Source organism: Pseudomonas sp. RP-B7 (assembly GCF_059803535.1).
The window spans coordinates 46,395-72,611 of sequence record NZ_JAPFHC010000027.1 but is presented as its reverse complement, the minus strand read 5'-3'; the positions used below and the strand labels follow the sequence as shown (position 1 = coordinate 72,611).

Below are 26,217 nucleotides of genomic sequence, written 5' to 3'. Positions count from 1 at the left end.
GCCGCCATGAATAGAACTCTCTACAGCTGTCTGTTTTACCTGGCGCTGCCGTTGGTGGCTTTACGTCTGTGGCTGCGCGCGCGCAAGGCCCCGGCCTATGCCAAGCGGGTGAGCGAACGTTTCTCCTATGGCTTGCCGGTGTTGCAGCCGGGCGGGATCTGGGTGCATGCGGTGTCGGTGGGCGAGAGCATCGCCGCCGCGCCCATGGTGCGCGGGTTGCTGGAGCGTTATCCGACGCTTGCAATCACCGTGACCTGCATGACGCCCACGGGTTCCGAGCGCATCCAGGCGCTGTTCGCCAACGAGCCGCGCATCCAACACTGCTACCTGCCCTATGATTTGCCTTGCGCCGCCAAGCGCTTTCTTGATCGCGTGCAGCCGAAGCTGGCGGTGATCATGGAAACCGAGTTGTGGCCCAACCACATCCACACCTGTGCCCTGCGCGGTATTCCCGTGGCGTTGGCCAATGGGCGGCTGTCGGCACGCTCGGCCAAGGGTTACGGGCGTTTCGCCAAGCTCACCGCGCCGATGCTGGCAGAGATGAGTCTGTTGGCCGTTCAGACGCAAACCGAAGCCCAGCGCTTTTTAAGCCTCGGTGCGCGTCCGCAAGCCGTTGAAGTGACCGGCTCGATCAAGTTCGACCTGACCATCGACCCCGAACTGCCGCAGCGCGCCGCCGCTTTGCGCGAACAATGGGGCGCCAGTGAGCGTCCGGTGTGGATCGCCGCCAGTACCCACGAAGGCGAAGATGAAGTGGTGCTCGCCGCCCATCGCCAGTTGCTCGACAGCTATCCCAATGCGTTATTGATCCTGGTGCCGCGCCATCAGGAGCGTTTCGGGCCAATGTTCGAGTTGTGCGGGCAACAGGGATTCGCCACGGTGCGCCGTTCCACGGGCGAACCCGTCACCTCGCAAACCTCGGTGTTGCTCGGCGATACCATGGGCGAATTGCTGTTTCTGTATGCCTTGGCCGACAGTGCCTTTGTCGGCGGCAGCCTGGTGGCGACTGGTGGGCATAACCCGCTGGAGCCGGCGGCGTTGGCCAAGCCGGTGATCATGGGGCCGCACGTATTCAACTTCCTCGAAATCACCGCGATGATGCGTGAAGGCGGGGCGTTGCGGCAGGTGGATGATGCCGAAGGGTTGGCTGAGGCGGTGCGGCAGTTGTTCGAGTTGCCGCAGGATGCGCGCAGGATGGGGCAGGCGGGGCTCAAGGTGATGCAGGCGAACCAAGGTGCTTTGAAGCGTTTGCTGGATGGTTTGAGCAGACTCATCACCCACTGACAATAGAGGTCAAATGTGGGAGCGGGCTTGCTCGCGAAAGCGGTGGGTCAGCCTGCACATGTGGCGACTGATACACCGCCTTCGCGAGCAAGCCCGCTCCCACACAAGCCAGCTCCCACATTGGTATTGCAGTGTTATCAATATCCCGGTCGGGCTTTTAGCTGCTCGGCAGCAGCCTTGGCCAGGTCCGGCGGCAGGAAGTCGCGATCCGGGTTGTAGTCCGCTTTCAGATAACGCGCCAGATCCTGCAAATCCCCCGGGTTCAACGTCCCCGCCGCCTGCTTCAAGCGCAGGTTGTCGAGGATGTAGTCATAGCGGCTGTTGTTGTAGTTGCGCACCGACGAGTACAGCTGGCGCTGCGAATCCAGCACATCGACGATATTGCGCGTACCCACCTGATAGCCGATCTCCGTGGCTTCCACCGCGCTCTGGTTGGAGATGATCGACTGGCGACGCGCCTGCACCTGTTCTACATCGGTGTTCACCGCGCGGTGCAGGTTGCGTGTGTTTTCCACCACCTGGCGGCGCAGGCCTTCGCGTTGCTGCTCGGTCTGGTCCAGGCGCGAATAGGATTCGCGCACTTGCGAGCTGGTCAGCCCGCCGCTGTAGAGCGGGATGCTCAGGCGCAGGCCAATGGTGCGTTGGGACACATCGCCGCCGTACGGCACCGGCAACTGGTTGGGGTTGCTGAAGCCGAGCGCATCGTTATCGCCTTTTTCGTACTGCGCCACGGCGTCGAGGGTCGGCGCGTGGCCGGCCTTGCGCTGCTTGAGGGTTTCTTCGGCGGCGGTGACAGCGTAGTTGCTGGCCAGCAGGTTCAGGTTTTGGCGCCCGGCGGTTTCGACCCAGGATTTGGCGTCGTTCGGCAGCGGCGGCAGTACCGGCAGGGTGTGGACGATGCCCTGAATCGAGTTGTACTGGCGATTGGTCAGGGTGATCAGCGCTTCGAACGCGTCTTCTACCTGGCGCTGGGCGAGGATGCGGTTGGCGCGGGCAGTGTCGTAGCTGGCCTGGGATTGCAGCACGTCGGTCTTGTCCGACAGGCCGACGTCGAAGCGTTCGTTGGACTGGTCCAGCTGGCGCTTGAAGGCATTTTCTTCGGCCTTGGTGGAGGCCAGGTTGTCCTGGGCGCGCAGCACGGCGAAGTAGTTTTCGGCGCTTTGCAGGATCAGGTTCTGTTCGGTGGCCGAGAGTTGCAGCGCGGCCTGTTCGTTGACGGCTTCGGCGGCTTGCAGCTGGAACCAGCGGTCGGCGCGGAACAGCGGCTGGCTCAAGGTTGCGCGCCACGAATGCGCATCGCGATTGGCAGTGCCTGATGGCTGCGAGAGCTGGGTGCGCACGTTGTTGCTGTCGGCACCGGCCGACAGGTTCGGCAGCAAACCGGCGCGGGCCTGTGGCACCACTTCTTTTTGCGCGCCGTATTGGGCGCGGGCGGCCGCCAAGTCAGCGTTGTTGTTTACCGCTTCCTGGTAGACGCTGACCAAGTCAGTGTTGGCGGACAAGGGCGCTTCTGCTGCCCAAACCATTCCATTGGTCGCACAAGACACGGCAAGAGCCAGTGAGAGTTTGCGCAGCATGAGGCGTTCCCTGATCAAATATTACGGCGATAATTTGTCGGCCAAGGCTACGGCCGCAGCTTCAGAGCGTCAAGCCTTGGAGCCGTACCGAGTGTAGTGGCGCGATCACGGCACAACAATCCTGCAATTGCGCCATTCATCATGCTGAATGCACCGCCATTGGCAATTTGCCTACGCCATGGTCTAGACTGGCCGCGTTCTTGTCGGGGTGCCTTGTTGGAAGGCTGAGATCGGTAAATACCGGATCCCGTTGAACCTGATCAGGTTAGCGCCTGCGTAGGGAACAAGATTTCTCGTCACCCGGCGAGTCCTCTTGTGCTTCGTCCGGGATGCTGTTCGACAATCGAACAGCCCTCGTGCGCCAAGCACAGCACTGGTTCCAGTGCGTCCGTCCGTCACAGGTTCGCTCCGACAAAAATCCACCGCCTGGATAAAGAGTTGGAGAGCCCGTGATGAGTACAAAACCAAAAAACACCGTGCACCTGAGTGAATCGGCCAAGGTTGATTCCGGCTCCGTGCAACCCTTTACCCGCTCGCAGAAAATCTACGTACAGGGCTCCCGCCCGGACATCCGCGTGCCGATGCGCGAGATCAGCCTGGACGTGACCCCCACCGATTTCGGCGGTGAGATCAACGCGCCGGTCACCGTTTACGACACCTCCGGCCCCTACACCGACCCCAACGTGATCATCGATGTGCGCAAAGGCCTGGGCGACGTGCGCTCGCCGTGGATCGAAGTGCGTGGCGACACCGAACGCCTGCCGGGCCTCAGCTCGCACTTCGGCCAACAGCGCCTCAGCGATGCCGAGCTGACCGCACTGCGCTTCGCCCACGTGAAGAACCCACGCCGCGCCAAGGCCGGCGCCAACGTCACGCAGATGCACTACGCGCGCAAAGGCATCATCACCGCCGAGATGGAGTACGTTGCCATCCGCGAAAACATGAAGCTCGAAGAAGCCCGCGCCACTGGCCTGCTCGACCAGCAACACGCCGGCCACAGTTTCGGCGCCAGCGTGCCGAAGATCATCACGCCTGAGTTCGTGCGCGAAGAAATCGCCCGTGGCCGCGCGATCATCCCGGCCAACATCAACCACACCGAACTGGAACCGATGATCATCGGCCGTAACTTCCTGGTGAAGATCAACGGCAACATCGGCAACAGCGCCCTGGGTTCGTCCATCGAAGAAGAAGTGGCGAAACTGACCTGGGGCATTCGCTGGGGTTCGGACACCGTGATGGACTTGTCCACCGGCAAGCACATCCACGAAACCCGCGAGTGGATCATCCGCAACTCGCCAGTACCAATCGGCACCGTGCCGATCTACCAGGCCCTGGAAAAAGTTGGCGGTGCCGCCGAGGACCTGACCTGGGAGCTGTTCCGCGACACCCTGGTGGAGCAGGCCGAGCAAGGCGTCGATTACTTCACCATCCACGCCGGCGTGTTGCTGCGCTACGTGCCGCTGACCGCCAAGCGTGTCACCGGCATCGTCTCCCGTGGCGGCTCGATCATGGCCAAGTGGTGCCTGGCGCACCACAAAGAGAACTTCACCTACACGCATTTCGACGAAATCTGCGAAATCATGAAGGCCTATGACGTCAGCTTCTCCCTCGGCGACGGCCTGCGCCCGGGCTCGATTGCCGATGCCAACGACGCCGCGCAATTCGGCGAGCTGGAAACCCTTGGCGAGCTGACCAAGACCGCCTGGAAGCACGACGTGCAAACCATGATCGAAGGCCCTGGCCACGTGCCGATGCAGTTGATCAAGGAGAACATGGACAAGCAGCTCGAATGCTGCGACGAAGCGCCGTTCTACACCCTCGGCCCGCTGACCACCGACATTGCGCCGGGTTACGACCACATCACCTCGGGCATCGGTGCGGCGATGATCGGCTGGTTCGGCTGCGCGATGCTTTGCTACGTCACGCCGAAGGAGCACTTGGGCCTGCCGAACAAGGATGACGTGAAGACCGGGATCATCACCTACAAGATCGCCGCGCATGCGGCTGACCTCGCGAAAGGCCATCCGGGCGCGCAGATCCGTGATAACGCCCTGAGCAAGGCGCGCTTCGAATTCCGTTGGGAGGACCAGTTCAACCTCGGCCTGGACCCGGACACCGCGCGTTCGTACCACGATGAAACGCTGCCGAAGGATTCGGCCAAGGTCGCGCATTTCTGCTCGATGTGCGGGCCGAAGTTCTGCTCGATGAAGATTACCCAGGAAGTGCGTGAGTACGCCGCCAACCAGCGCATTGACGCGGTGGATGTGGAGGTGGCCAAGGGCTTGGCGGAGCAGGCCGAGCGGTTCAAGCAGGAAGGTAGCCAGTTGTACAAGAAGGTCTGATCCGGGATTGGAGGTGCCTGTACCGGCCTCTTCGCGAGCAAGCCCGCTCCCACATTTTGAATGTATTCACAGTTCAAAATGTGGGAGCGGGCTTGCTCGCGAAAGCAATCTCCCAAACAAAAAATGCCCCTCAGAGATAACACCCTTGAGCATTCAACCGAGTACCTACTCCCCTGATATAGCCGTGCCGAGCGACAAAAGAGTCTTCGGCGCCCGCGACCTGTTCTCCCTGTGGTTCTCCCTCGGCATCGGCCTGATGGTCCTGCAAACCGGCGCCTTGCTCGCACCGGGCCTGGGCCTGTCCGGCTCGCTGCTGGCGATCTTTCTCGGCACCCTGGTTGGCGTGTTGCTGCTGGCCGCCGTCGGCGTGATCGGTAGCGACACCGGCCTGTCTGCCATGGCCGCGCTGAAACTCAGCCTCGGCGCCAAGGGCGCGAGCCTGCCGGCGTTGCTCAACCTGCTGCAACTGATCGGCTGGGGCTCGTTCGAAATCATCGTGATGCGCGACGCCGCCAGCCTGTTGGGCACGCGGGCGTTCAGCGAAGGCAGCCTGCTGGCCAGTCCGTTGTTGTGGACGCTGTTTTTCGGTGGCCTGGCGACCTTGCTGGCCGTCAGTGGGCCGCTGACCTTTGTGCGCCAGATCCTGCGCAAATGGGGCATCTGGCTGCTGCTCGCCGCATGCCTGTGGCTGACCTGGAACCTGTTCGCCAAGGCCGATCTTGGCGCACTGTGGGCCCAGGCCGGCGATGGCTCGATGCCGTTTGCGGTGGGTTTCGACATTGCCATCGCCATGCCGCTGTCGTGGCTGCCGCTGATTGCCGATTACTCACGCTTCGGCAAGCGCGCCAAAAGCGTATTCGGCGGCACCGCGCTGGGCTTTTTCATCGGTAATTTCTGGCTGATGAGCCTGGGCGTGGCCTACACCCTGGCGTTTGCACCAAGCGCTGAAGTGAATGCGCTGCTGTTGGCCTTGGCCGGTGCGGGCCTGGGGATTCCGCTGTTGCTGATCCTGCTGGATGAGTCGGAAAACGCCTTTGCCGATATTCACTCGGCGGCGGTGTCCAGCGGCATCCTATTGCGCCTGAAAGTCGAGCACCTGGCCCTGGCGATTGGCGTGATCTGTACGCTGATCGCCTGCTTCGCGCCTTTGGCCCAGTACCAGAATTTCCTGCTGCTGATCGGTTCGGTGTTTGCGCCGCTGTTCGGCGTGGTGCTGGTGGATCACTTCATTCTGCGCCGTCGTGGCCCGGGTCTGGTCGCCGCTCTGCGTTGGCCGGCGCTGCTGGCGTGGTTGGGGGGCATCGGCACTTACCACCTGCTGGCCAACCTGTATCCGGATGTCGGCGCAACCCTGCCGGCGCTGCTGCTGGCAGGGCTGTTGCAGTTCATCCTCGGGCGCGTGTTCAGCGGCGCGCAGGCACCCATTCAGGCTTGAGGATACCGTCCAGGCGCGAGTAGGGGATTTGCAACTCGACGTGGCCCAGGGCGTAAGGCGCGATGGTGGAGGTGGGGTACTTGAGGATCACCCCACCGTAGGTCAGTGCCACGTTCGGGGTTTTCTGGAAGGGGTAGGTCTTCACGAACTCCGGTTCCAGGCTCAGGCGGGTGCTGATCAGCCAGCTGTTGTGGGCCACCTGGGCGGCTTTCCAGAACGCGTCCTCTTTGCCGGGCAGCAGCATGTCGGTCAACGTCAGGGCCTTTTGTTGCTGGCGCGAATAGTTGATGAACCCGCGGCCCGGCTCGCCGTGGGTAACGCCCTGGTCCAGGTAGCTGGACAGCTCGATGATCACCAAGCCGTCATGCTGCTCACGTACCTTGGCCTGCAAGTACATGCTGTTGCGCGGCGCGGCGGTGCGCAGGAATTGCTCGCGATAGGTCTCAAGGCTGGTCGGCAGCGGGTCGTTCGCGTTGGTGCGGGTCATTTCCAGCAGGCGCTGTTCGATCAGGGCGTCCAGCTTGGGCTCCTTGGCGAAGTGCACGGTGTCGATGTTCACCAGTGGGCAATCGGCGCTGGCACAACCGGCCTGGCTTTGCTCGGTGGTGTCGCGGGTGGCTTCCAGCGGCGTGCGCCAGCTGGGTTGGAACAGGCTTTGACAGGCGCCGAGGGTCAGTGCGATGCAGGCCACGGAGGCGATTTTTAAAAGCGACATGGATGTCCTTCGTCTATCGATAAGAGCGAAATTGTGCAGGTTCGACTACCGGCATGGCCGTCAGTTCGCCACTAAGCTGAATAGAGTGAGTTTGACGTTCGCCGTCTATCCCGGCAACTGGAAAGGGGCTGCACCAACGGGCGCGAGCGCGTTAGGATGGCGCGAATTGCACAGGCTTAACGAGGCAGGATATGACGGATACAGCGAAATCGACGCCGAGCGCGGTCGAGATTGTTCAGCGCGACAATGCCTATCAGGGCTTCTACAAGCTTGATCGGGTGCAATTGCGCCATGAAAAATTCGACGGTGGCATGAGCCGTGTGATCAACCGCGAAGTTTTCGTTCGTCATGACGCCGTGTGTGTATTGCCCTACGACCCCCAGCGCGACGAAGTGGTGTTGATCGAACAGTTCCGCGTCGGCGCCCTGGGCCGTACCGACAACCCCTGGCTGATCGAGATGGTCGCCGGCCTGATCGACAAGGATGAGGCGCCGGAGGAGGTTGCACACCGCGAAGCCGAGGAGGAAGCTGGGCTGACATTCTCCGCGCTGTGGCCGATCACCAAATATTTCCCATCGCCTGGCGGCAGTACCGAATTTGTCCACTTGTTCCTGGGCCGTTGCGACAGCTCGGGCGCCGGTGGCGTCCATGGACTGGAAGAAGAGGCAGAAGACATCCGCGTCACCGTCTGGGCTTTTGAAGACGCCCTGCAAGCGGTGCGCGACGGCAGGATTTCCAACGCAGCCAGCATCATCGCCCTGCAATGGCTTGCGCTTAATCGCGCGGAAGTGAGGGGGTTATGGCAGTAAAGGCACGGGAACGTTATCGCGTCGACCTGATCGGGCTGCAAGCAGCCTGCGAGGCCAACTATGCGCGGTTGATGCGTCTGCTCCCCGACATGCGCCACGCCCCGGCGGCCAGGCGCATCGGCGTGACCCATGGCGACCAGATGCTTGGCGTGCTGACCCTGGAAGTCATCGTCAATTGCCCGTACACCACTACCCTGCGCGTGCGCCAGGAGCACAGCCTGCCGTGGCTGCCGGTGCCGCAACTGGAAGTGCAGGTGTACCACGACGCACGCATGGCCGAAGTGATCAGCGCCGAACATGCGCGGCGCTTTCGCAGCATCTACCCTTACCCGAACGTGTTCATGCACCAGCCCGATGAGAAAGCACAGCTCAATGTGTTCCTCGGTGAATGGTTGAGTCACTGCCTGGCCCTGGGCCATGAGTTCGAAGCGGTGCGGTAGATGTGAACTGCGTCTGCTTCCCCTGGTTTCCTCTTTGTGTCCTGCCCAGCATAATCACGCCAACTGTCCATTCCTGTGATTGCCTTGGGAGAGCGCCTTGCCGAGCGTATCCACCGTGAACCCCGATGCGCCGGCGCTGCTGGTGCAACTGTCCGACAGCCACCTGTTTGCCGAGGCCGACGGCACGCTGCTGGGCATGAACACCCGTGAAAGCCTGCAACAGGTGATCGCGTTGGTGCGCACGCAACAACCGCAGATCGACCTGATGCTGGCCACTGGCGATCTGTCCCAGGACGGCACGCTGGCGTCGTACCAGCAATTTCGCGACATGACCCGGCAGATCGATGCGCCGGCACGCTGGATTCCCGGCAACCATGACGAACCCCAGATCATGGCCCACGCTGCCGTGCACAGTGATCTGTTGGAACCGGTGGTCGATGTCGGCCACTGGCGCATCATCCTGCTGGACTCCGCCGTGCCGGGCTCGGTGCCCGGTTACTTGCAGGATCAGCAACTGCAACTGCTCGTCCAGGCGTTGAGTGAAGCGCCGAATCGCCATCATTTGGTGTGTTTCCACCATCACCCGGTGTCCATTGGCTGTGCCTGGATGGAGCCCATCGGCCTGCGCAATCCCGACGCGCTGTTTGCCGTGCTGGATCGCTTCCCGCAGGTCAAGGCAGTGCTCTGGGGGCATGTGCACCAGGAAATCGACCGCGAGCGCAACGGCGTGCGGTTGTTGGCCTCGCCGTCGACCTGCATCCAGTTCGCGCCGGGCAGCGAGGATTTCCAGGTCAGCGAGCAGGCGCCGGGGTATCGCTGGTTGCGACTGCATGCCGACGGGCGGTTGGAAACTGGCGTAGAGCGGGTCCAGGACTTCGAATTTACGGTGGATTACGGCAGCAACGGCTATTAAAAGCTGCAAACACTGATCATAAATGTGGGAGCTGGCTTGCCTGTGATAGCGGTCTGCCAGTAATCAATGTGTGGCTGATACACCGCTGTCGCAGGCAAGCCAGCTCCCACATTGGTTCTTCTTATGTCCTGTAGATACCACCCCGATCCCTGTAAACTGCGCCTCTTTGGCCCAAGTCACGGAGAGCCCGGCATGTCCGCTTCGATCCTGTATATCCATGGTTTCAACAGCGCGCCGGCGTCCAACAAGGCCAGCCAGTTGATCACCGTGATGGACGCCCTCGGCCTGGCCGACCAGTTGCGTGTGCCGGCCCTGCATCACCACCCGCGTCAGGCAATTCCCCAACTGGAAGCGGCGATCGCTGAACTGGGGCGGCCACTGCTGGTCGGCAGCTCACTCGGCGGCTACTATGCAACCCATCTTGCCGAACGCCATGGCCTCAAGGCGCTGCTGGTCAACCCGGCGGTCAGCCCCCATCGGATGTTCGACGGTTACCTGGGCACCCAGAAGAACCTCTACACCGATGAAACCTGGGAATTGACCCACGACCACGTCGCGGCCCTGGCCGAGCTGGAAGTGGCGGCGCCCCAGGACGCCGCGCGTTACCAGGTGTGGTTGCAGACCGGCGATGAAACGCTGGACTACCGCCTCGCCCAACAGTATTACCGTGCCTGCGCCTTGCGCATCCAGGCCGGTGGCGACCATGGTTACCAGGGGTTCGCCAGGCAATTGCCGGCGTTGTTGAGCTTTGCCGGGATTGGCGCAGATCAGTATCAATCCTTCGATTTTTCGTCATTGTAAAAATCGCAGGTCATTTTTTAATCGAACGACTCACGACGAGACACCATGGCCACTCCCAGCGCTAGCTCTTATAACGCCGACGCCATCGAAGTCCTCTCGGGCCTCGACCCGGTGCGCAAACGCCCCGGCATGTACACCGACACCAGCCGGCCGAACCACCTTGCCCAGGAAGTCATCGACAACAGCGTCGACGAAGCCCTGGCCGGTCACGCCAAGTCGGTACATGTCATTCTCCACGCTGACCACTCCCTGGAAGTGTCCGACGACGGCCGCGGCATGCCGGTGGACATTCACCCGGAAGAGGGGGTGCCGGGCGTCGAGCTGATCCTCACCAAGCTCCACGCCGGCGGCAAGTTCTCCAACAAGAACTACCAGTTCTCCGGCGGCTTGCACGGCGTGGGCATTTCGGTGGTCAACGCCCTGTCCACGCTGGTGCGGGTCAGGGTCAAGCGCGATGGCAACGAATACGAGATGACCTTCGCCGATGGCTACAAGGCCACCGACCTGGCAGTCATCGGCACCGTCGGCAAGCGCAACACCGGCACCAGCGTGTACTTCGCGCCGGACCCGAAATACTTCGATTCGCCGAAATTCTCCATCAGCCGCCTCAAGCACGTGCTCAAGGCCAAGGCCGTACTGTGCCCGGGCCTGCTCGTCACCTTTGAAGACAAAGGCACCGGCGAGAAGGTCGAGTGGCACTATGAAGACGGCCTGCGCTCCTACCTGGAAGACTCCGTCAGCGATTTCGAACGCCTGCCCAACGAGCCGTTCTGCGGCAGCCTGGCCGGTAATAAAGAAGCCGTCGACTGGGCGCTGTTGTGGCTGCCCGAAGGCGGCGACAGCGTGCAGGAAAGCTATGTCAACCTGATCCCCACGGCGCAGGGCGGCACCCACGTCAACGGTTTGCGCCAGGGTTTGCTGGATGCCATGCGCGAATTCTGCGAGTACCGCAGCCTGCTGCCGCGCGGCGTGAAGCTGGCGCCGGAAGACGTGTGGGAGCGCATCGCGTTCGTGCTGTCGATGAAGATGCAGGAGCCACAGTTCTCCGGCCAGACCAAGGAGCGCCTATCGTCCCGCGAGGCGGCCGCGTTTGTCTCCGGCGTGGTCAAGGACGCCTTCAGCCTGTGGCTCAACGAACACCCGGAACTCGGCCTGGCCTTGGCCGAACTGGCGATCAACAACGCCGGCCGTCGCTTGAAGGCCAGCAAGAAGGTCGAGCGCAAGCGCATCACCGCCGGCCCGGCACTGCCGGGCAAACTGGCCGATTGCGCCGGGCAAGACCCGATGCGCTCCGAACTGTTCCTGGTGGAAGGTGATTCCGCCGGCGGTTCCGCCAAGCAAGCGCGGGATAAAGAGTTCCAGGCGATCCTGCCGTTGCGCGGCAAGATCCTCAACACCTGGGAAGTCGATGGCAGCGAAGTCCTCGCCAGCCAGGAAGTGCACAACATCGCCGTGGCCATCGGCGTCGATCCCGGCGCGGCGGACATGAGCCAACTGCGCTACGGCAAGATCTGTATCCTCGCCGACGCCGACTCCGACGGCCTGCACATCGCCACCTTGCTGTGCGCGCTGTTCGTGCAGCACTTCCGTCCGTTGGTGGATGCCGGTCACGTCTACGTCGCCATGCCGCCGCTGTACCGCATCGACCTGGGCAAAGAGATTTTCTACGCCCTCGACGAAGCCGAGCGCGATGGCATCCTCGACCGCCTGGTGGCCGAGAAGAAGCGCGGCAAGCCGCAGGTCACGCGATTCAAAGGCCTGGGTGAGATGAACCCACCGCAGCTGCGCGAAACCACTATGGACCCGAACACCCGGCGCCTGGTGCAGCTGACCCTGGGCGATGACTTCGCCGCGACGTCGGAAATGATGGACATGCTGCTGGCGAAGAAACGCGCGCCAGACCGCAAGTCCTGGCTGGAATCCAAGGGCAACCTCGCCGAGGTCCTGGGCTGATGCGCACAGGTTTCGCCCTGGCGATCCTGGTGTTGAGCGGGTTGGCGGCTGCCTCGGTGGCTGCTGCGCCCGTGGCTGAACTCAAGTTGGTATCCGAACACCCGGTAGACGGCATGCGCGGCGGCAACCTGTCGGGCCTGGCGTTGTGTGGCAAGGAGCTGTGGACCGTTTCTGATCGCGACGACGACCAGATCTATCGCCTGGACATCAGCGCGCCGACCTGGAAGGCCGAGACGGTGAAGATCGACGTGCCGCCGGTGCCGGAGTCCGGTTTGCCTTGGGGGCTGCGTTCGCGCACCAAGGCCGCGTCGTTCATTCGCGGTGGCGACCTGGATTTTGAAGGCATCAGTTGCGACGCCGCGGGCAACCGCTACATTGTCAGCGAAGCCCATGCTGCGGTGCTGCAAGTGCCGGCCAGTGGGGCGCCCGAGTGGTTGCGGATCGCCCCGGGCATGGTGCGCGAGGCGCGGGCCAGTGGCCTATTGCTGCACTTCAATGCGTTGTTTGAAGGCTTGGCGATAAATCCTGAAGGCAATCAGATTTGGCTCGCGGCCGAGCGCGAGCGGCGCGGCCTAATCTCGATCAAGCGTCCGCAAAGCCTGTGGGATTGCGACGGCCCGTGTGTGTTGCTGAGCGAGGCCGGCCAGGAAGTGCAGCCCGCCCAGTTCTCCAATGCCAAGGCGGTGTCCAAGGACTTTTCCGACCTGGCGCTGTTCAATGGCAAGCTGTTTACCCTTGAGCGCAATGCGTTCCAGATCTGCCGGCGCGATGCGGTCACGGCCAAAGTCGAGCTGTGCTGGTCGTTTGCCGACGAGACCCTGACCCCAGCGCGGCGCTACCCTCAGGCCTATGGCCTGGCCGAAGCCCTGGTGGTGGATGCCGACGGTGCCTGGTTGGGCATCGACAACAACTTCGGCCCGCGTGCCGATGGTGAAAAACGCCCGGTGGTTTATCGTTTCGCCGCCCCGGCCGGTGGCTGGAGTGCCCAGCCATGAATTTTGATTATTTTGAATTGACCCGGCGCCGCGGCATTTCCGCTGTGCCTTACCCAATGATGAGGCCCGCATGAGTGACATCCTCGCAGACAGCTTAGATGGCGTAGAACGCCGTTCGCTGGCTGACTTCACCGAAAATGCCTACCTCAACTACTCCATGTACGTGATCATGGACCGTGCCTTGCCGCATATCGGCGACGGCCTGAAGCCCGTACAGCGGCGCATCATTTACGCCATGAGTGAGTTGGGCCTGGACGCTGACTCCAAACACAAGAAGTCGGCGCGTACCGTCGGTGACGTGCTCGGTAAGTTCCACCCCCACGGCGATTCGGCCTGCTATGAAGCCATGGTGCTGATGGCCCAGCCGTTCAGCTACCGCTATACGCTGGTGGACGGCCAGGGCAACTGGGGTGCGCCGGATGATCCGAAGTCGTTCGCCGCCATGCGATACACCGAGGCACGTTTGTCGCGTTACTCGGAAGTATTGCTCAGCGAACTGGGGCAGGGCACCGCCGACTGGGGCCCGAACTTTGACGGTACCCTCGACGAACCCCTGGTATTGCCGGCACGTTTGCCGAATATCCTACTCAATGGCACCACCGGCATCGCCGTGGGCATGGCCACCGACGTGCCGCCGCACAACCTGCGCGAAGTCGCCACGGCCTGCGTGCGCCTGCTCGATGAGCCAAAGGCTACGGTCGAGCAGCTCTGCGAGCATATCCAGGGCCCGGACTACCCGACCGAAGCGGAAATCATCACGCCGCGCGCCGACCTGCTGAAGATGTACGAAACCGGTAAGGGCTCGGTGCGCATGCGCGCCGTGTACCACGTCGAAGATGGCGACATCATTGTCACCGCGTTGCCGCACCAGGTGTCCGGCGCCAAGGTGCTGGAGCAGATCGCGGCGCTGATGCAGGCCAAACCGTCGAAGCTGCCGCAGGTTGCCGACCTGCGTGACGAGTCCGACCACGAAAACCCATGCCGTATCGTGATCATTCCGACCAACAGCCGGGTCGACCATGAAGTGCTGATGCAGCATCTGTTTGCCAGCACCGACCTGGAGTCGAGCTACCGGGTCAACGTCAACATCATCGGCCTGGACGGCAAGCCGCAGCTGAAAAACCTGCGCAACCTGCTGGTGGAGTGGCTGGAGTTCCGCGTGCAGACCGTGCGTCGCCGCCTGCAATTCCGCCTCGACAAGGTCGAGCGCCGCCTGCACCTGTTGGATGGCTTGCTGATTGCCTATCTCAATCTGGATCGGGTGATCCACATCATCCGTACTGCCGAACATCCCAAGGCAGAGCTGATCGCCGAGTTCCAACTGAGCGAGATCCAGGCCGATTACATCCTTGATACTCGCTTGCGCCAGTTGGCACGCCTGGAAGAAATGAAGCTGCGCGACGAACAGGACGCGCTGCTCAAGGAACAAGCCAAGCTGCAAGCCCTTCTGGGCAGTGAAGCCAAGCTGAAGAAGCTGGTGCGCACCGAGCTGATCAAAGACGCCGAAACCTATGGCGACGACCGCCGCTCGCCCATCGTGCAGCGCGCTGAAGCCAAGGCGCTGACAGAGACCGAGCTGCTGCCAAACGAGAAAATTACAGTCGTTCTGTCGGAAAAGGGTTGGGTTCGATCGGCCAAGGGGCATGATATTGACGCCACTGGTCTGTCGTACAAGGCTGGCGACGGCTTCAAGACCGCTGCGGCTGGGCGTTCCAACCAGTTTGCGGTGTTTATCGACTCGACCGGGCGCAGTTATTCGGTGCCGGCCCACACCTTGCCGTCTGCTCGGGGCCAGGGCGAGCCGCTGACCGGGCGTCTGACGCCGCCGCCAGGGGCGAATTTCGAGTGTGTGCTGCTGCCGGAGGATGATGCGCTGTACGTGATCGCGTCCGACGCGGGTTACGGTTTCGTGGTCAAGGGTGAAGACCTGCAGGCCAAGAACAAGGCGGGCAAGGCGTTGTTGAGCCTGCCGAACAACGCCAAGGTGATCCTGCCGCGACCGGTGGACGATCGTGAGAGCAACTGGCTGGCGTCGGTGACCACCGAAGGCCGCCTGTTGGTGTTCAAGATCAGCGACCTGCCGCAGCTGGGCAAAGGCAAGGGCAACAAGATCATCGGGATTCCTGGCGAGCGAGTGGCCAGTCGCGAAGAGTACGTGACCGACATCGCGGTGATTCCGGAGGGCGCGACGCTGGTGCTGCAAGCCGGCAAGCGCACGCTGTCGCTGCGCCCTGACGACCTTGAGCACTACAAAGGCGAGCGCGGCCGGCGCGGTAACAAACTGCCACGGGGCTTCCAGCGGGTGGATGCTTTGCTGGTGGAAGCGCCGGTTTAACGCGCATTAGAGCCCTCGATCTACGATTTAACGCGTAGATCGACGCTTTGGCGCTGGAGTCATAGCGCATATTCACGGATGATATGGCCTTTCCAGCGCCGGCGTGGCCGCGCGTGTTTAGGGTATTTTTAGTATTAGTTGTGGTTAGCCTTGTGGCAGCCACCTGGATGGGATGATGACCGCTCCACGCGTGCCTTTATTTTTGATGCTCGCTGGCCTTTTGGGGCTGGCGGGTTGCAGCACACACCAGCCGGTGTCGCTGTACCAGCTGGACAGCGGAAGTCCGGCGCAGCCCGCCCAGGCTGCCGGTATGGCCGTTTTGCTCGGCCCTGTGGTCGTGGCTGACTACCTGCAACGCGAAACCCTGCTGCAACGTCAGAACGACGGCAGCCTGCAAGGTTCCATCGATGGTCGTTGGGCGGGCAGTTTGTCGTCCGACATCAACCAGCTGATGCTGCGCCAGGTGGCGGGTCACCTGGACAGCCAGCGCGTGGTGCTGTCGCCGGCACCGACGGGCTTCAGCCCGGATGTACAGGTGTTGTTGACCATCACGCGCCTTGACTCCGGCAAGTCGCAGCCAGCGATCCTCGATGCGCAGTGGCGCTTGATCGACCGTCGTGGCCAAGTGCGTGACAGCCGCATCGTGCACTTGCAGGAAGAACATGCCGGCACCACTGCGTCCCAGGTCCAGGCCCAGGGCGTGTTGTTGCAGCATTTGGCCGAGCAGTTGTCGGTGGCCCTCAAGCCATTGGCCAACCAACCGCCGATTGCCGAGGCGCCGCGCAAACAGGCGCCGGTGCAGGCGGCCAAGCCGGCAGAACCGCAGAAGCCAAAGATGCCGATGGCAACGCCGATCCGTACGGATATGGAAGTGTTCAGGTTCTGAGCTGAATCACCGACACAAAAAAAGGCCCGCTGATTCAGCGGGCCTTTTTTATGCACTATTTGGGTAGCGCTGAAGATCACCTGTGGGAGCGGGCTTGCTCGCGAATGCGGTGATTCAGTCATTGATGTATCGACTGACACTCCGCATTCGCGAGCAAGCCCGCTCCCACAACACAAGCCCACTCCACAGTGGATGTTGCAGTGTTGCCTAGGGCTTGCGGGTCTCGTGCATCCGGGCCAACTGGCGCTCCAGCATCGACGGATACGGCTCCATCAACCGCTCTACACAGCTCGCGCCTTCAGGGCTGGCAATCGGGCGGATACGTGCGCGCTGGCGGATCAGCGTGTCTTCGCTGATCTTGCGCTCCACCAGCAGCAGGTTGCGGCTGTGCTGCGACAAGGCCAGGGCGTCCTGGGCGATTTCGGTGAGCAGCAGGTCGATCTGGCTCATGCCGAACAGATCATCACCCACCGTCAGGCCCAGTTGCAGTTGCAAGGTGATGCCGCTGTCCGCCACTTCGATCTGCAAGGCATGGCCCAGGGCGCGCAGCAACTCGCCGCAGCAGATGGCGTTGGTCAGGTAGTCTTCGCCGCTGTCTTCGCTATGGAACAGCATCAGCGTGCTGCCGTCGTTCAGGGTGTGCAGTTCGCTCTGGTACAGCGACGCGGCCTGGTCGAGGCAGTCGCGGTAGCGTTCCAGCAGTTCCGTCAGGCGGGTGCGGGGCAGGCGGCGCAGTTGATCCTGGGAGCCCAGTTGCACAGCCAGCACCGCACTGTGCTGGGGTTCGGCGTTTTTGACCGGGGCAGGCTTCGGCGCGATGGCCGGGCTGTCGGACGCCGTGTCGCGCAGGTCGGCGAACGGGTCTTCGTCGTCCAGTTCGTCTTCTTCGGCCCGGATCGCCTTGCGGGTGGCAGGCTTGAGGCCGGCGACCGGTGCGCTTTCGGCAAAGCCTGGCTCGCCCACGTCGAACTCGGGCTCGTCGTCGTATTCCGGCTCGGGCTCAGGTTCGCGCACGACCGGCTCCGGGGCGAAGCTGGCATGCAGTTGGCGGGCAAGGTCACCGATTTCATCCTGGCGGTCGGTGGCCGGGGTGTGTTCGTCGATGTCCCGCAGCCAGATGCGCAGTTGCATCAGAGGCGTGGAGATATGCCGACCCAGGCGCAGGCTCAGGGCCAACGCCAGGGCCAGCAGGATCGCGCTGAGGATGCCCATGCTTTGCAGGCTGATGGTCATTGGCTGCTGGAATTGCTGCATGTCCAGGCTGATGCGCAATTGGCCGGCCTTCACGTCCTGGAACGTGATGTTGCTCTGGTACAAGCCTTCGGCCTCACCCAGCAGGCCATTCTTCGGGCGCTGCCCGGCTTCGGCCATGATCCGGTTGTCCACGCTGTAGATGGCGGCGTGGGCCACCAGCGGGTTCTTGGTCAGGTTGTTGAGCAGCACGTTGAGGCTGAGGATGTCGTTGGACACCAAAAGCTCAGTCGCCGAGGTGGCGGTTTGCGTGGTCAGGCTCTCGCCCAGGGCGTCGGCTTGCTCGTGCATGGCCTGCTTGAACTGCAAACCCATCACGCAGGCGTAGATCACCAGGGCCAGGGCGACCAGGATCACGTTATGGCTGGCAATGCGTAATGCGATCGGTACACGGCGATGGCGCAGTGCCCGGAAGATCAGCAGGAAGAAGTTGTCGGTTTTTACTGGCGTGGGCCGGTTCACTTGCGCTCGGCTCTTGGTCCGTGAAGTTGACGCGCAGTATAGCGACAGGCCCCAGAGCGTCAAAGCGCTGGCTGTGCCCGATGGTCACTGAAAGTGGGTAGAATGCGGTTTTTTTCCAGCCTGGGGGTGCGCCTTGCGCGAAATTGTCCTGATTAACATCACTGGTGAAGATCGCCCGGGTCTCACCGCCGCCATTACCGGTGTTCTGGCCCAGGGTGGTGTGAACATTCTCGACATCGGCCAGGCGGTGATCCACGACACGTTGTCATTCGGCATCCTGGTTGAGATCCCGAGCACTGAACAGGCGTCTTCGGTACTCAAGGACATCCTGTTTACCGCGTACAAGCTCGATCAACAGGTGCGTTTCACCCCGGTGTCGGAAGAGGACTACCAGCACTGGGTCGCCGGCCAGGGCAAGAAGCGCCATATCGTCACCCTGCTGACCCGCAAGGTCACGGCCGAGCAACTGCAGCGCGTCAGCTCGATCACGGCGCAGTATGGCTTGAATATCGACCATATCGACCGTCTGTCGGGGCGCATGCCATTGGACACCCCGGCCGACAAAGGCAAGGGCTGCATCGAATTCTCCGTGCGCGGTGAGCCGGCCGACCCGCAAGCCCTGCGCGCCGAGTTCCTCAGCGTGGCCCAGGAGCTGAATGTCGACATCGCCTTCCAGGAAGACTCGCTGTTCCGCCGTAACCGCCGCCTGGCGGTGTTCGACATGGACTCGACGCTGATCGAAGCCGAAGTCATCGACGAACTGGCCAAGGCGGCCGGCGTGGGTGAGCAGGTCTCCGAGATCACTGAGCGCGCCATGGCCGGTGAGCTGGACTTCCGCGCCAGCTTCAAGGAGCGCCTGGCGCTGCTCAAGGGCCTGGACGTGAGCGTGCTGGACTCCATCGGTGCCTCGCTGCGCCTGACGGAAGGTGCCGAAACCCTGTTCGCCGAACTCAAGCGCCTGGGCTACAAGACCGCTATCCTGTCCGGCGGCTTCACCTATTTCGCCAAGCAGTTGCAGGCCAAGTTGGGCATCGACTATGTATTTGCCAACGAGCTGGAAGTGGTGGATGGCAAGGTGACTGGCGTGGCGGTCGAGCCGATTGTCGACGCACAGCGCAAGGCGGATTTGCTGAAGGAATTGGCCCATAAGGAAGGTTTGCGTCTGGAGCAGACCATTGCGGTCGGCGACGGTGCAAATGACTTGCCGATGCTGGCGATTGCCGGGTTGGGTGTGGCGTTCCGGGCGAAGCCGTTGGTGAAACAGTCGGCGAAGCAGGCGATTTCGACGTTGGGGTTGGATGGGGTGTTGTATCTGCTGGGTTTCCGCGACCGCGACGGTCAGCTGTAGTCACTGAAGAAACACAGTAAAAAATGTGGGAGCTGGCTTGCCTGCGATAGCATCACCTCGGTATCACTGATGCACCGAGGTGCCTGCATCGCAGGCAAACCAGCTCCCACATTGGGTTCTGCGTTAGGCTTTCGGCAGTGCCATGCCCTGGCCCATCCGCACCGGGGTGCCGGCTGCCAGTTCTTCAGCCCACTTCACCTGATCCGGCCCGAACAGCACGATCGCCGTCGAACCCAGTTTGAAGCGGCCCAGCTCGGCACCTTTCTCCAGATGAATCGGCGCACGTGCGGCTTCGTCATAGCGGAAGGTTTTCAACTCGCGCTTGGGCGGTGTCACCAAGCCAGCCCACACGGTTTCAATCGACGCGACGATCATCGCGCCCACCAATACCACCGCCATCGGGCCGCGTTCGGTGTCGAAAATGCAGGCAACGCGTTCGTTACGGGCGAACAGCTCCGGTACGTTTTCGGCGGTGGTCTGGTTGACCGAGAAGATGCGCCCCGGGATATAGATCATCTCGCGCAGGGTGCCGGCCAGCGGCATGTGCACGCGGTGGTAGTCCTTCGGTGACAGATAGACCGTCGCGAAGTCGCCGCCCATGAACGGTGCCGCCACGGCGGAATCACCCCCCAGCAACTCCAGCACGCTGAAGCTGTGGCCCTTGGCCTGGAACACACGACCATGCTCGATCGGGCCCAACTGGCTGACGGCGCCATCGGCCGGGCTGAGTACCGCGCCTGGGGTTTGATCCAGCGGGCGCGCGCCGTCTTTCAGGGCGCGGGTGAAGAAGGCGTTGAAGTGCTCATAGGCGGTCACGTCTTCTACCAGGGCCTGGGACATGTCCACTTGATAGCGCTTGGCGAACCAGCTGGTGAACGCGTTCTTGAACCAGCGCACGCGGCACTCGGCAATGCAGCCGGCCAAGCGCGAGAGCAAGTGGTGCGGCAGCAAGTACTGGCTGAGGATAAACAACTGCTTTTTCATTTACTGTCCTTAAACCTTAAATCTCAACGGGGGTGTCGGGGTGGTTGCCCCATTCGCCCCAGGAACCGGCATAACCTTTGACTCGCGGATAACCGAGCGCCTTGGCCACCAGATAGGTGAAGCCAGAGCGGTGGTGAGTCTGGCAGTGGGTGATGATTTCTTTGTCGCGGGTCAGCCCGAGGTTTTCGAGGATCTGCGGCATGTCGCGGCGGATGCGCAGGTTGCGCGCAGGGTCCATGCCGGCGGTCCATTCGAAGTTCACGGCGCCGGGGATGTGCCCACCTTTGGCGGCGAGGACTTTCTCGCCGGAATACTCCAGCGGGCCGCGTGCATCCCAGATGCCCAGGTCGGCAGCGCCGAGGCGGCTTTGCAGGTATTCGCGGGTGGCGGTGGGGCCGTCGTGCAGCGTCAGGCTGACCGGGCCGCCCACGGGTGCGGGCACCTCGGTGGAGACGGGGTGTTGGCCTTCCAGCCAGGCCAGCAGGCCGCCGTCGAGGTAGTGATACTTCTGGTGGCCGATCACGTCGAGCATCCAGATGAAGCGGCCGGCCCAGCCACCGCCTTCGTCGTCGTAGACCACGTAGGTCGCGTCCGGGGTGTGACCCAGTTCGCCGAAGAGTTTTTCCAGGTCTGCCTTGTTGGGCAGCAACCCCGGTGCAGGCGCCTGGCCCAGTTGGGTGCGCTTGGGGTCAACGAAATGCGCGCCGGGGATATGCCCCTGGGCGTAGCGGGCGGCACTGGTGAGGTCGACCAGTATCAGGTGTTCGGCATCGAGGCGACCTTGCAGGTCGCTGGATTCGATCACCAGCGGCAAGCCAGAGAAGTCAGGCATGTGAGGTCTCCTGGGCACAAATGTTGGCGATAAAGGACCGCGATTGTAGCGCAAGCATCAGGCGCTGCGGTTGGTAAAGCAGTGCAGGGCTTTCTCGATGCATTGGGCGGTTTTGCCGAAGGCTTGCACGGTGGTTTCCGAGAACGGCCCGCCGCCCTGGTCGGCCACCATCAGCATCACCACCTTGCCGTTGCAGCTCAGGGAGCGCAGCAGCAGGTGCTCGCCGTTGAACAGGCGACGCAGGATCGGCGGCAACAAGGCCGAGAACTGCGCGTGGTTGTCCGGGTTGAGGCGCACCTGGGCGGATTTTTCCAGCAGGCGCTGCAGTAACGTGCTGTTGGTCACATCAAGGCTCAGGTTGGCGGCGTCCTTTGGCAGGCCGTCGGCCTGGTGCACACGCAAGGTGCTTTGGGCGCGGTCGGTCATCAGCAGCATGACCCGTTGCATGCCGCTGGCCACCAGTGCCTCTTTGGCGCAGGTGGTCAGGTGCATGGCGTTGGCGAAGCGGCTCGGTTCCACCAGCAACTCGGTGCAGCGGCTGCGCCACAGGGCCAGTGCTTCGGCGGTGGGCGGTGGTGCCGGCAGCAGGCCGCGATGGATTTTTTGCACATGCCACGGCCAGATCAGCGACAGCGCCGGGTGCCAGAGGTCGGGCATCAAGGTGCTGCGGGCGCTGGTCACGGCTTGCTGGTGCACCTGTTGCTGCACATCGCCCAGCGGCTGTTGCAGGTACAGGGCGGTGAGGTATTGCCAGCGCTCGGTGTGCGGGCAAGTCCAGGATTCCTGGGCCGACATCGCCAGGCCATTGGCCAGCAGCACGGTATTGGCCGGCTGGTTCAGCCAGCGTCGCAGGTTGGGTTCGGCGTCGAGCAATTGCTGGTGGCGCAGCGCGTCGTCCTCGCGGGCGATGCGCAGGGCCTTGACCAGCAAGCGCTGCTCTTTGAGCAGCAGGTTGTAGCCCTGGGACACCCAGATCGGCAGGTGCCAGGTTTCGGTCAAGCCCAGGCACAGGTCGAGCAGGCGCACGCCGAACAGTTCCTGTTCGACCTGGCGCGCGGACTGGCCTTTGTGGATCACCCGCAGCTCCCATTCTTCAAGGAGCTTGGGGTAGGCGACGGCCATCGGCCACAGCGGCGACAGGAACAACAGGCTGCCCCAGTGGATGTCCTGCCACAACCGCGCCAGGCGGCTGGCGAACAAGCCGTTGGCCTGCTGCGAGGCGTGCTGGCTGACCAGCAACAGTTGGCGCAAGGCCACCGGGATTTCCTGGGCCGGCACCGACGGCAGGCGCGCCAGTAGCTCTTCGGCGCGCTTGAGGCCGAGGCGGTTGAGCGCCACTTCGAGGTTTTCCGCCGGTTCCGTGAAGCTGCCATGGGTATGGCTGTTGGCCTCGCGAATCACGCTGAGCACCAGCGCCGGGCTGTTTTGCATCAGCTCGGCAATATCGCGCAACGAACTGCGATTATCGCGGATGGCTTTGCACACGCGCTCGTGACTGGCCTGGGGGACGGGCAGCAGCACATCGTCCAGGCGCTTGATCCAAGCGGCGAGAGAATTGGGTTTTGCAGTTGGGACTGTCGTTTCATTAGCCATGATTGGGGCGCGATCATCACTTGCGGTCAACACGCCCGGAGCGGGCCGAACTGGCTTTTCGCCTTAACGGGCTATAGTCTGGCGCAGTTTTGCCGATAAGTAGAACAAGAGTTTTTCAGTTCCACCAAATATGTCCATGAACCCGACGGCGCAAGTACTCATCCCCTATGGCTAAAATTATCGGCATCATCGTCGTCTTCGCAAGCGTGCTCGGTGGGTACGTCCTGTCCCACGGTAAAATTGCCGCGCTGATCCAACCCTTCGAGGTGATGATTATCGGTGGCGCCGCACTGGGCGCATTCCTGCAGGCGAACCCCGGCTACATGACCATGCACGTGGTCAAGAAATCCCTGGCGATGTTCGGTTCGCGCTTTACCCACACCTTCTATCTTGAAGTGCTGGGCCTGGTGTATGAGATCCTCAACAAGAGCCGCCGCGAAGGCATGATGGCCATCGAGGCCGACATCGAAGACGCTGCCGCCAGCCCGATTTTCGCCAAGTACCCGGCGGTGCTCAAAGACGAGCGCATGACCGCCTACATCTGCGATTACCTGCGCATCATGTCCTCCGGCAACATGGCCCCCCATGAGCTGGAAGGCTTGTTCGACATGGAGTTGTTCAGCCTCAAGGAAGAACTGGAGCATCCGTCCCACGCCGTGACCGGCATCGCCGACGGCATGCCCGGCTTCGGTATCGTTGCGGCGGTACTCGGTATCGTGGTGACCATGGCTTCCCTGGGCGAAGGCGACCAGGCGGCCATCGGCATGCACGTAGGTGCGGCGCTGGTGGGTACGTTCTTCGGTATCCTCGCGGCCTACGGCTTCTTCGGCCCGCTGGCCACGTCCCTGGCCCACGATGCCAAGGAAGAAATCAACCTGTACGAATCGATCAAGGCCAGCCTGGTAGCGTCCGCTTCCGGCATGCCGCCATCGCTGGCGGTGGAGTTCGGTCGTAAAGTGTTGTACCCGAAACATCGCCCAAGCTTCGCCGAGCTGGAACAAGCGGTTCGCGGTCGCTAAGCCATGGAAAACAACCAGCCGATAATCATCAAGCGCGTCAAGCGCTTCGCTGCGGGGCACCATGGCGGTGCCTGGAAAATCGCCTTCGCCGACTTTGCCACGGCGATGATGGCGTTCTTCCTGGTGCTGTGGCTGATGTCCACCGCCACGCCGGAACAGAAGATCGCCATCGCCGGTTACTTCAAGGACCCGATCGGCTTCTCGGAAAGCGGCACGCCTTTCGTGATCGACCTGGGCGGCTCGCCGCAGTTGGCGCCGGAGCGCACCATCAACCCGGAGGTCAAGACCGAAGCGCCGCAGGAACATATCCCGATCGAGCGCGACACCGTCGAAGCCATGGCCGAGCAGGTCGAGCAGGAACGCCTGGAACTGTTGCTGCAAGAGTTGCAGACCAAGGTCGAGGAGAACCCGCAACTGCTGAAGTTCAAGGATCAGATCTCGTTTGAGATCACCCCGGACGGCCTGCGCATCCAGATCACCGACGCGGCCAACCGGCCGATGTTCGACTCCGGCAGCGCGCGCCTGAAGCCTTACTTCGAAGACATCCTGCTGGCCATGGCCGACACCATCAAGGCGGTGCCGAACAAGATCAGTATCAGCGGCCACACCGACGCCAAGCCGTACGCGGGCCAAGGCGACTTCGGCAACTGGGAACTCTCCGCCAACCGCGCCAACGCCGCCCGCCGCGCGCTGGTGGCCGGCAGCTACCCGGACCCGCAAGTGGCGCGCGTGGTGGGCTTTGCCTCCTCGCAGCTGTTTGATCCCAAAGACCCGTTCAACCCGATCAACCGGCGGATCGACATCGTCGTGCTGACCAAAAAGGCCCAGCGTGCGATTGAAGGTGATCAACCCAAACCGGCGCCGACCTCAGGTGCGGGCTCGCCCGGTGAAGTACCGGCCGACCCGAACGCCATCCCGCCAGGGCAGGAGCCGTTGCCGGCCCATGAGCTGCGGCAGAAGCTGAACCTGTTTGACGATGGTGGGGTGAAAGATCCTACGGTGCCTAAAGCTGGTTCTTAAGCTGCACACGCAAAAAGGCCGCGATGATCGCGGCCTTTTTGTTCCTGTCCTGTGGCGCAGCTTTCTGTGGTGCGCAGCAGTCACCGACTTTTTAGGGGTGCTGCGCACCCCAGCGCAAGCAAGGGTCAGTAACTGCTTTCAGGAAGACTCGCAATAATCGACCGATAGCTGTTCATCCGCTGCTGTTGCACGCGTCCATCTTCCAGCGCCTTGAGCAACGCACAGCCCGGCTCGCGGTCGTGTTTGCAATCGCGGAAGCGGCAAGTGCCGATGAGGTCGTTGAACTCGATGAAGCCCGCTTCCACATCGCTGCGGCTGACGTGGCCGAGGCCGAATTCGCGGATACCCGGGGAGTCGATCAGTTCGCCGCCGCCGGGGAAGTGGAACAACCGCGCGGTGGTGGTGGTGTGGGTGCCCTGCCCGGACAGTTCCGACAACGGGCCTACACGGGTTTCGACTTCCGGCAGCAGGCTGTTGACCAGCGAGGATTTACCCACGCCCGATTGGCCGACAAACACGCTGATGCGCCCATCCAACTGCTGTTGCAGTTGCTCCATGCCGTTGCCGTGGTGCGCCGACACTTCCAGCACCGGGTAACCCAGGGTGCGGTAGACCGCCAGCAACGCATTGAGCGCCGGGGCGTTCTGCTCGTCGATCAGGTCGAATTTGTTCAGCAGCAGCAGCGGGCGGATGCCGGCGTGCTCGGCTGCCACCAGGTAGCGATCGATCAGGTTGGCGTGGGGCTCGGGCAGCGGCGCAAACACGATCACGATCATGTCGACGTTGGCCGCCACCGGCTTGAGCTGGCCGCGACTGTCCGGGCGGCGCAGTTCAGTGGTGCGCGGCAACTGGGCGACGATCACGCCGATGCCCTGGTTGCCGGCACGCCATACCACCTTGTCGCCGGTGACCAGCGCAGGCAGGTTGGCGCGCAGGTGGCAACGGAACACCTGGCCTGTGAGTTCGCCTTCCAGCGCCTCGACTTCGACCTGCACACCAAAGTGCGCGATCACCAGGCCCGTTTGCTCGGGGCCCAGGTCGCCGCCCTCGAGCGCTTCCACGGCGGAGGATTCACGTTTGGCGGCGCGAGCAGCGCGTTCACCTTGAATCTTTTCGATGCGCCAGTTTTGGCGACGATTGAGCTGGCGTTTGGCCATTGGTGTTCCGTGTCGATAATGCAAAGGTTGGGTAAAACGGTCGCGAGTCTAGCACGGCCCCGCCTG

21 protein-coding genes and 1 riboswitch are annotated in these 26,217 nt (G+C 62.4%); of the genes, 14 read left to right on the top strand and 7 right to left on the bottom strand.

Annotated features, from left to right (window positions below; translation table 11 throughout):
* Nucleotides 1-6 precede the first annotated feature (6 nt).
* The gene (gene waaA / locus OPU96_RS21730) at nucleotides 7-1,284 is read left to right on the top strand and encodes a lipid IV(A) 3-deoxy-D-manno-octulosonic acid transferase (RefSeq protein WP_498559659.1); all 1,278 of its coding nucleotides are present in this window, start codon (nucleotides 7-9) and stop codon (nucleotides 1,282-1,284) included.
* A gap of 137 nt (nucleotides 1,285-1,421) precedes the next feature.
* Here the strand turns inward: waaA and OPU96_RS21725 are convergent, their stop codons facing one another.
* Complete coding sequence (locus tag OPU96_RS21725) at nucleotides 1,422-2,861, bottom strand: TolC family outer membrane protein (protein ID WP_192298268.1); 1,440 nt, start codon at nucleotides 2,859-2,861, stop codon at nucleotides 1,422-1,424.
* Between the two features lie 194 nt (nucleotides 2,862-3,055).
* Nucleotides 3,056-3,161, top strand: a riboswitch (TPP riboswitch).
* Between the two features lie 152 nt (nucleotides 3,162-3,313).
* On the opposite strand from OPU96_RS21725, the gene thiC reads away from it, so the two are divergent.
* Together thiC and cytX are read left to right on the top strand one after the other, a co-directional pair.
* Nucleotides 3,314-5,203, top strand: a complete 1,890-nt coding sequence (gene thiC / locus OPU96_RS21720) for a phosphomethylpyrimidine synthase ThiC (RefSeq protein ID WP_192298267.1) — start codon at nucleotides 3,314-3,316, stop codon at nucleotides 5,201-5,203.
* Between the two features lie 145 nt (nucleotides 5,204-5,348).
* On the top strand, nucleotides 5,349-6,638 hold the full coding sequence (gene cytX / locus OPU96_RS21715) for a putative hydroxymethylpyrimidine transporter CytX (protein WP_498559658.1): 1,290 nt from the start codon (nucleotides 5,349-5,351) through the stop codon (nucleotides 6,636-6,638).
* Here the strand turns inward: cytX and OPU96_RS21710 are convergent.
* On the bottom strand, nucleotides 6,607-7,353 hold the full coding sequence (locus OPU96_RS21710; protein WP_192298266.1) for an RsiV family protein: 747 nt from the start codon (nucleotides 7,351-7,353) through the stop codon (nucleotides 6,607-6,609). The genes cytX and OPU96_RS21710 overlap by 32 nt on opposite strands.
* A gap of 191 nt (nucleotides 7,354-7,544) precedes the next feature.
* Between OPU96_RS21710 and OPU96_RS21705 the strand changes: the two genes are divergently transcribed.
* The 8 genes from OPU96_RS21705 (at nucleotide 7,545) to OPU96_RS21670 (ending at nucleotide 16,485) form a co-directional block, all read left to right on the top strand.
* Entirely contained in the window at nucleotides 7,545-8,162 is a 618-nt protein-coding gene (locus OPU96_RS21705) for an NUDIX domain-containing protein (protein ID WP_498559657.1), read from the top strand.
* Nucleotides 8,153-8,602, top strand: coding sequence for a DUF1249 domain-containing protein (locus tag OPU96_RS21700; protein ID WP_017734937.1), 450 nt, complete (start codon nucleotides 8,153-8,155; stop codon nucleotides 8,600-8,602). Before OPU96_RS21705 ends, OPU96_RS21700 begins: the two co-directional genes overlap by 10 nt.
* 97 nt (nucleotides 8,603-8,699) lie before the next feature.
* Nucleotides 8,700-9,515 (top strand): 3',5'-cyclic-AMP phosphodiesterase, encoded by an 816-nt coding sequence (gene cpdA / locus OPU96_RS21695; RefSeq protein ID WP_192298264.1) that lies wholly within the window; start codon nucleotides 8,700-8,702, stop codon nucleotides 9,513-9,515.
* 192 nt (nucleotides 9,516-9,707) lie between these two features.
* Nucleotides 9,708-10,316 (top strand): YqiA/YcfP family alpha/beta fold hydrolase, encoded by a 609-nt coding sequence (locus OPU96_RS21690; protein WP_192298263.1) that lies wholly within the window; start codon nucleotides 9,708-9,710, stop codon nucleotides 10,314-10,316.
* 45 nt (nucleotides 10,317-10,361) lie between these two features.
* Complete coding sequence (parE, locus tag OPU96_RS21685; RefSeq protein ID WP_192298262.1) at nucleotides 10,362-12,269, top strand: DNA topoisomerase IV subunit B; 1,908 nt, start codon at nucleotides 10,362-10,364, stop codon at nucleotides 12,267-12,269.
* Nucleotides 12,269-13,264, top strand: a complete 996-nt coding sequence (locus OPU96_RS21680) for an esterase-like activity of phytase family protein (RefSeq protein WP_192298261.1) — start codon at nucleotides 12,269-12,271, stop codon at nucleotides 13,262-13,264. The genes parE and OPU96_RS21680 overlap by 1 nt, the downstream gene beginning before the upstream one ends.
* Before the next feature lie 70 nt (nucleotides 13,265-13,334).
* Nucleotides 13,335-15,599 (top strand): DNA topoisomerase IV subunit A, encoded by a 2,265-nt coding sequence (parC, locus tag OPU96_RS21675; protein ID WP_192298260.1) that lies wholly within the window; start codon nucleotides 13,335-13,337, stop codon nucleotides 15,597-15,599.
* A gap of 175 nt (nucleotides 15,600-15,774) precedes the next feature.
* The gene (locus tag OPU96_RS21670; protein WP_192298259.1) at nucleotides 15,775-16,485 is read left to right on the top strand and encodes a PqiC family protein; all 711 of its coding nucleotides are present in this window, start codon (nucleotides 15,775-15,777) and stop codon (nucleotides 16,483-16,485) included.
* A gap of 207 nt (nucleotides 16,486-16,692) precedes the next feature.
* Here the strand turns inward: OPU96_RS21670 and OPU96_RS21665 are convergent, their stop codons facing one another.
* Nucleotides 16,693-18,198: an AhpA/YtjB family protein gene (locus tag OPU96_RS21665; RefSeq protein WP_192298258.1), complete on the bottom strand. Its 1,506-nt coding sequence runs from the start codon at nucleotides 18,196-18,198 to the stop codon at nucleotides 16,693-16,695.
* A gap of 133 nt (nucleotides 18,199-18,331) precedes the next feature.
* Here OPU96_RS21665 and serB point away from each other — a divergent pair, with 133 nt between their 5' ends.
* Entirely contained in the window at nucleotides 18,332-19,546 is a 1,215-nt protein-coding gene (gene serB / locus OPU96_RS21660; RefSeq protein ID WP_038850738.1) for a phosphoserine phosphatase SerB, read from the top strand.
* A 123-nt stretch (nucleotides 19,547-19,669) separates the two neighbouring features.
* On the opposite strand, the gene asd is transcribed toward serB, so the two are convergent.
* The 3 genes from asd to OPU96_RS21645 are packed head-to-tail and all read right to left on the bottom strand — an operon-like array spanning nucleotide 19,670 to nucleotide 22,955.
* Entirely contained in the window at nucleotides 19,670-20,530 is an 861-nt protein-coding gene (asd, locus tag OPU96_RS21655; protein WP_226455596.1) for an archaetidylserine decarboxylase, read from the bottom strand.
* 16 nt (nucleotides 20,531-20,546) lie between these two features.
* Nucleotides 20,547-21,362, bottom strand: coding sequence for a rhodanese-like domain-containing protein (locus OPU96_RS21650; protein ID WP_463984685.1), 816 nt, complete (start codon nucleotides 21,360-21,362; stop codon nucleotides 20,547-20,549).
* 57 nt (nucleotides 21,363-21,419) lie between these two features.
* Nucleotides 21,420-22,955 (bottom strand): HDOD domain-containing protein, encoded by a 1,536-nt coding sequence (locus tag OPU96_RS21645; protein WP_192298255.1) that lies wholly within the window; start codon nucleotides 22,953-22,955, stop codon nucleotides 21,420-21,422.
* Between the two features lie 167 nt (nucleotides 22,956-23,122).
* Here OPU96_RS21645 and motA point away from each other — a divergent pair, with 167 nt between their 5' ends.
* Both motA and motB read left to right on the top strand, forming a co-directional pair.
* Nucleotides 23,123-23,974, top strand: a complete 852-nt coding sequence (motA, locus tag OPU96_RS21640) for a flagellar motor stator protein MotA (RefSeq protein ID WP_122308461.1) — start codon at nucleotides 23,123-23,125, stop codon at nucleotides 23,972-23,974.
* 3 nt (nucleotides 23,975-23,977) lie between these two features.
* Complete coding sequence (gene motB / locus OPU96_RS21635; protein ID WP_498559656.1) at nucleotides 23,978-24,994, top strand: flagellar motor protein MotB; 1,017 nt, start codon at nucleotides 23,978-23,980, stop codon at nucleotides 24,992-24,994.
* 125 nt (nucleotides 24,995-25,119) lie between these two features.
* Here motB and rsgA read toward each other — a convergent pair whose 3' ends face one another.
* Nucleotides 25,120-26,151, bottom strand: coding sequence for a small ribosomal subunit biogenesis GTPase RsgA (rsgA, locus tag OPU96_RS21630; protein ID WP_192298253.1), 1,032 nt, complete (start codon nucleotides 26,149-26,151; stop codon nucleotides 25,120-25,122).
* Nucleotides 26,152-26,217: the final 66 nt, after the last annotated feature.

Excerpts from the sequence above, each read along its gene's own strand:
- OPU96_RS21705 (WP_498559657.1), top strand. The coding sequence starts at position 7,545 with ATGACGGATACAGCGAAATCGACGCCGAGCGCGGTCGAGATTGTTCAG.
- OPU96_RS21645 (WP_192298255.1), bottom strand. The coding sequence starts at position 22,955 with ATGGCTAATGAAACGACAGTCCCAACTGCAAAACCCAATTCTCTCGCC.
- OPU96_RS21710 (WP_192298266.1), bottom strand. The coding sequence starts at position 7,353 with ATGTCGCTTTTAAAAATCGCCTCCGTGGCCTGCATCGCACTGACCCTC.
- rsgA (WP_192298253.1), bottom strand. The coding sequence starts at position 26,151 with ATGGCCAAACGCCAGCTCAATCGTCGCCAAAACTGGCGCATCGAAAAG.
- waaA (WP_498559659.1), top strand. The coding sequence starts at position 7 with ATGAATAGAACTCTCTACAGCTGTCTGTTTTACCTGGCGCTGCCGTTG.
- OPU96_RS21700 (WP_017734937.1), top strand. The coding sequence starts at position 8,153 with ATGGCAGTAAAGGCACGGGAACGTTATCGCGTCGACCTGATCGGGCTG.
- OPU96_RS21670 (WP_192298259.1), top strand. The coding sequence starts at position 15,775 with ATGACCGCTCCACGCGTGCCTTTATTTTTGATGCTCGCTGGCCTTTTG.
- parE (WP_192298262.1), top strand. The coding sequence starts at position 10,362 with ATGGCCACTCCCAGCGCTAGCTCTTATAACGCCGACGCCATCGAAGTC.
- OPU96_RS21725 (WP_192298268.1), bottom strand. The coding sequence starts at position 2,861 with ATGCTGCGCAAACTCTCACTGGCTCTTGCCGTGTCTTGTGCGACCAAT.
- OPU96_RS21680 (WP_192298261.1), top strand. The coding sequence starts at position 12,269 with ATGCGCACAGGTTTCGCCCTGGCGATCCTGGTGTTGAGCGGGTTGGCG.
- motB (WP_498559656.1), top strand. The coding sequence starts at position 23,978 with ATGGAAAACAACCAGCCGATAATCATCAAGCGCGTCAAGCGCTTCGCT.
- motA (WP_122308461.1), top strand. The coding sequence starts at position 23,123 with ATGGCTAAAATTATCGGCATCATCGTCGTCTTCGCAAGCGTGCTCGGT.
- parC (WP_192298260.1), top strand. The coding sequence starts at position 13,335 with ATGAGTGACATCCTCGCAGACAGCTTAGATGGCGTAGAACGCCGTTCG.
- OPU96_RS21690 (WP_192298263.1), top strand. The coding sequence starts at position 9,708 with ATGTCCGCTTCGATCCTGTATATCCATGGTTTCAACAGCGCGCCGGCG.
- asd (WP_226455596.1), bottom strand. The coding sequence starts at position 20,530 with ATGAAAAAGCAGTTGTTTATCCTCAGCCAGTACTTGCTGCCGCACCAC.
- OPU96_RS21650 (WP_463984685.1), bottom strand. The coding sequence starts at position 21,362 with ATGCCTGACTTCTCTGGCTTGCCGCTGGTGATCGAATCCAGCGACCTG.
- thiC (WP_192298267.1), top strand. The coding sequence starts at position 3,314 with ATGAGTACAAAACCAAAAAACACCGTGCACCTGAGTGAATCGGCCAAG.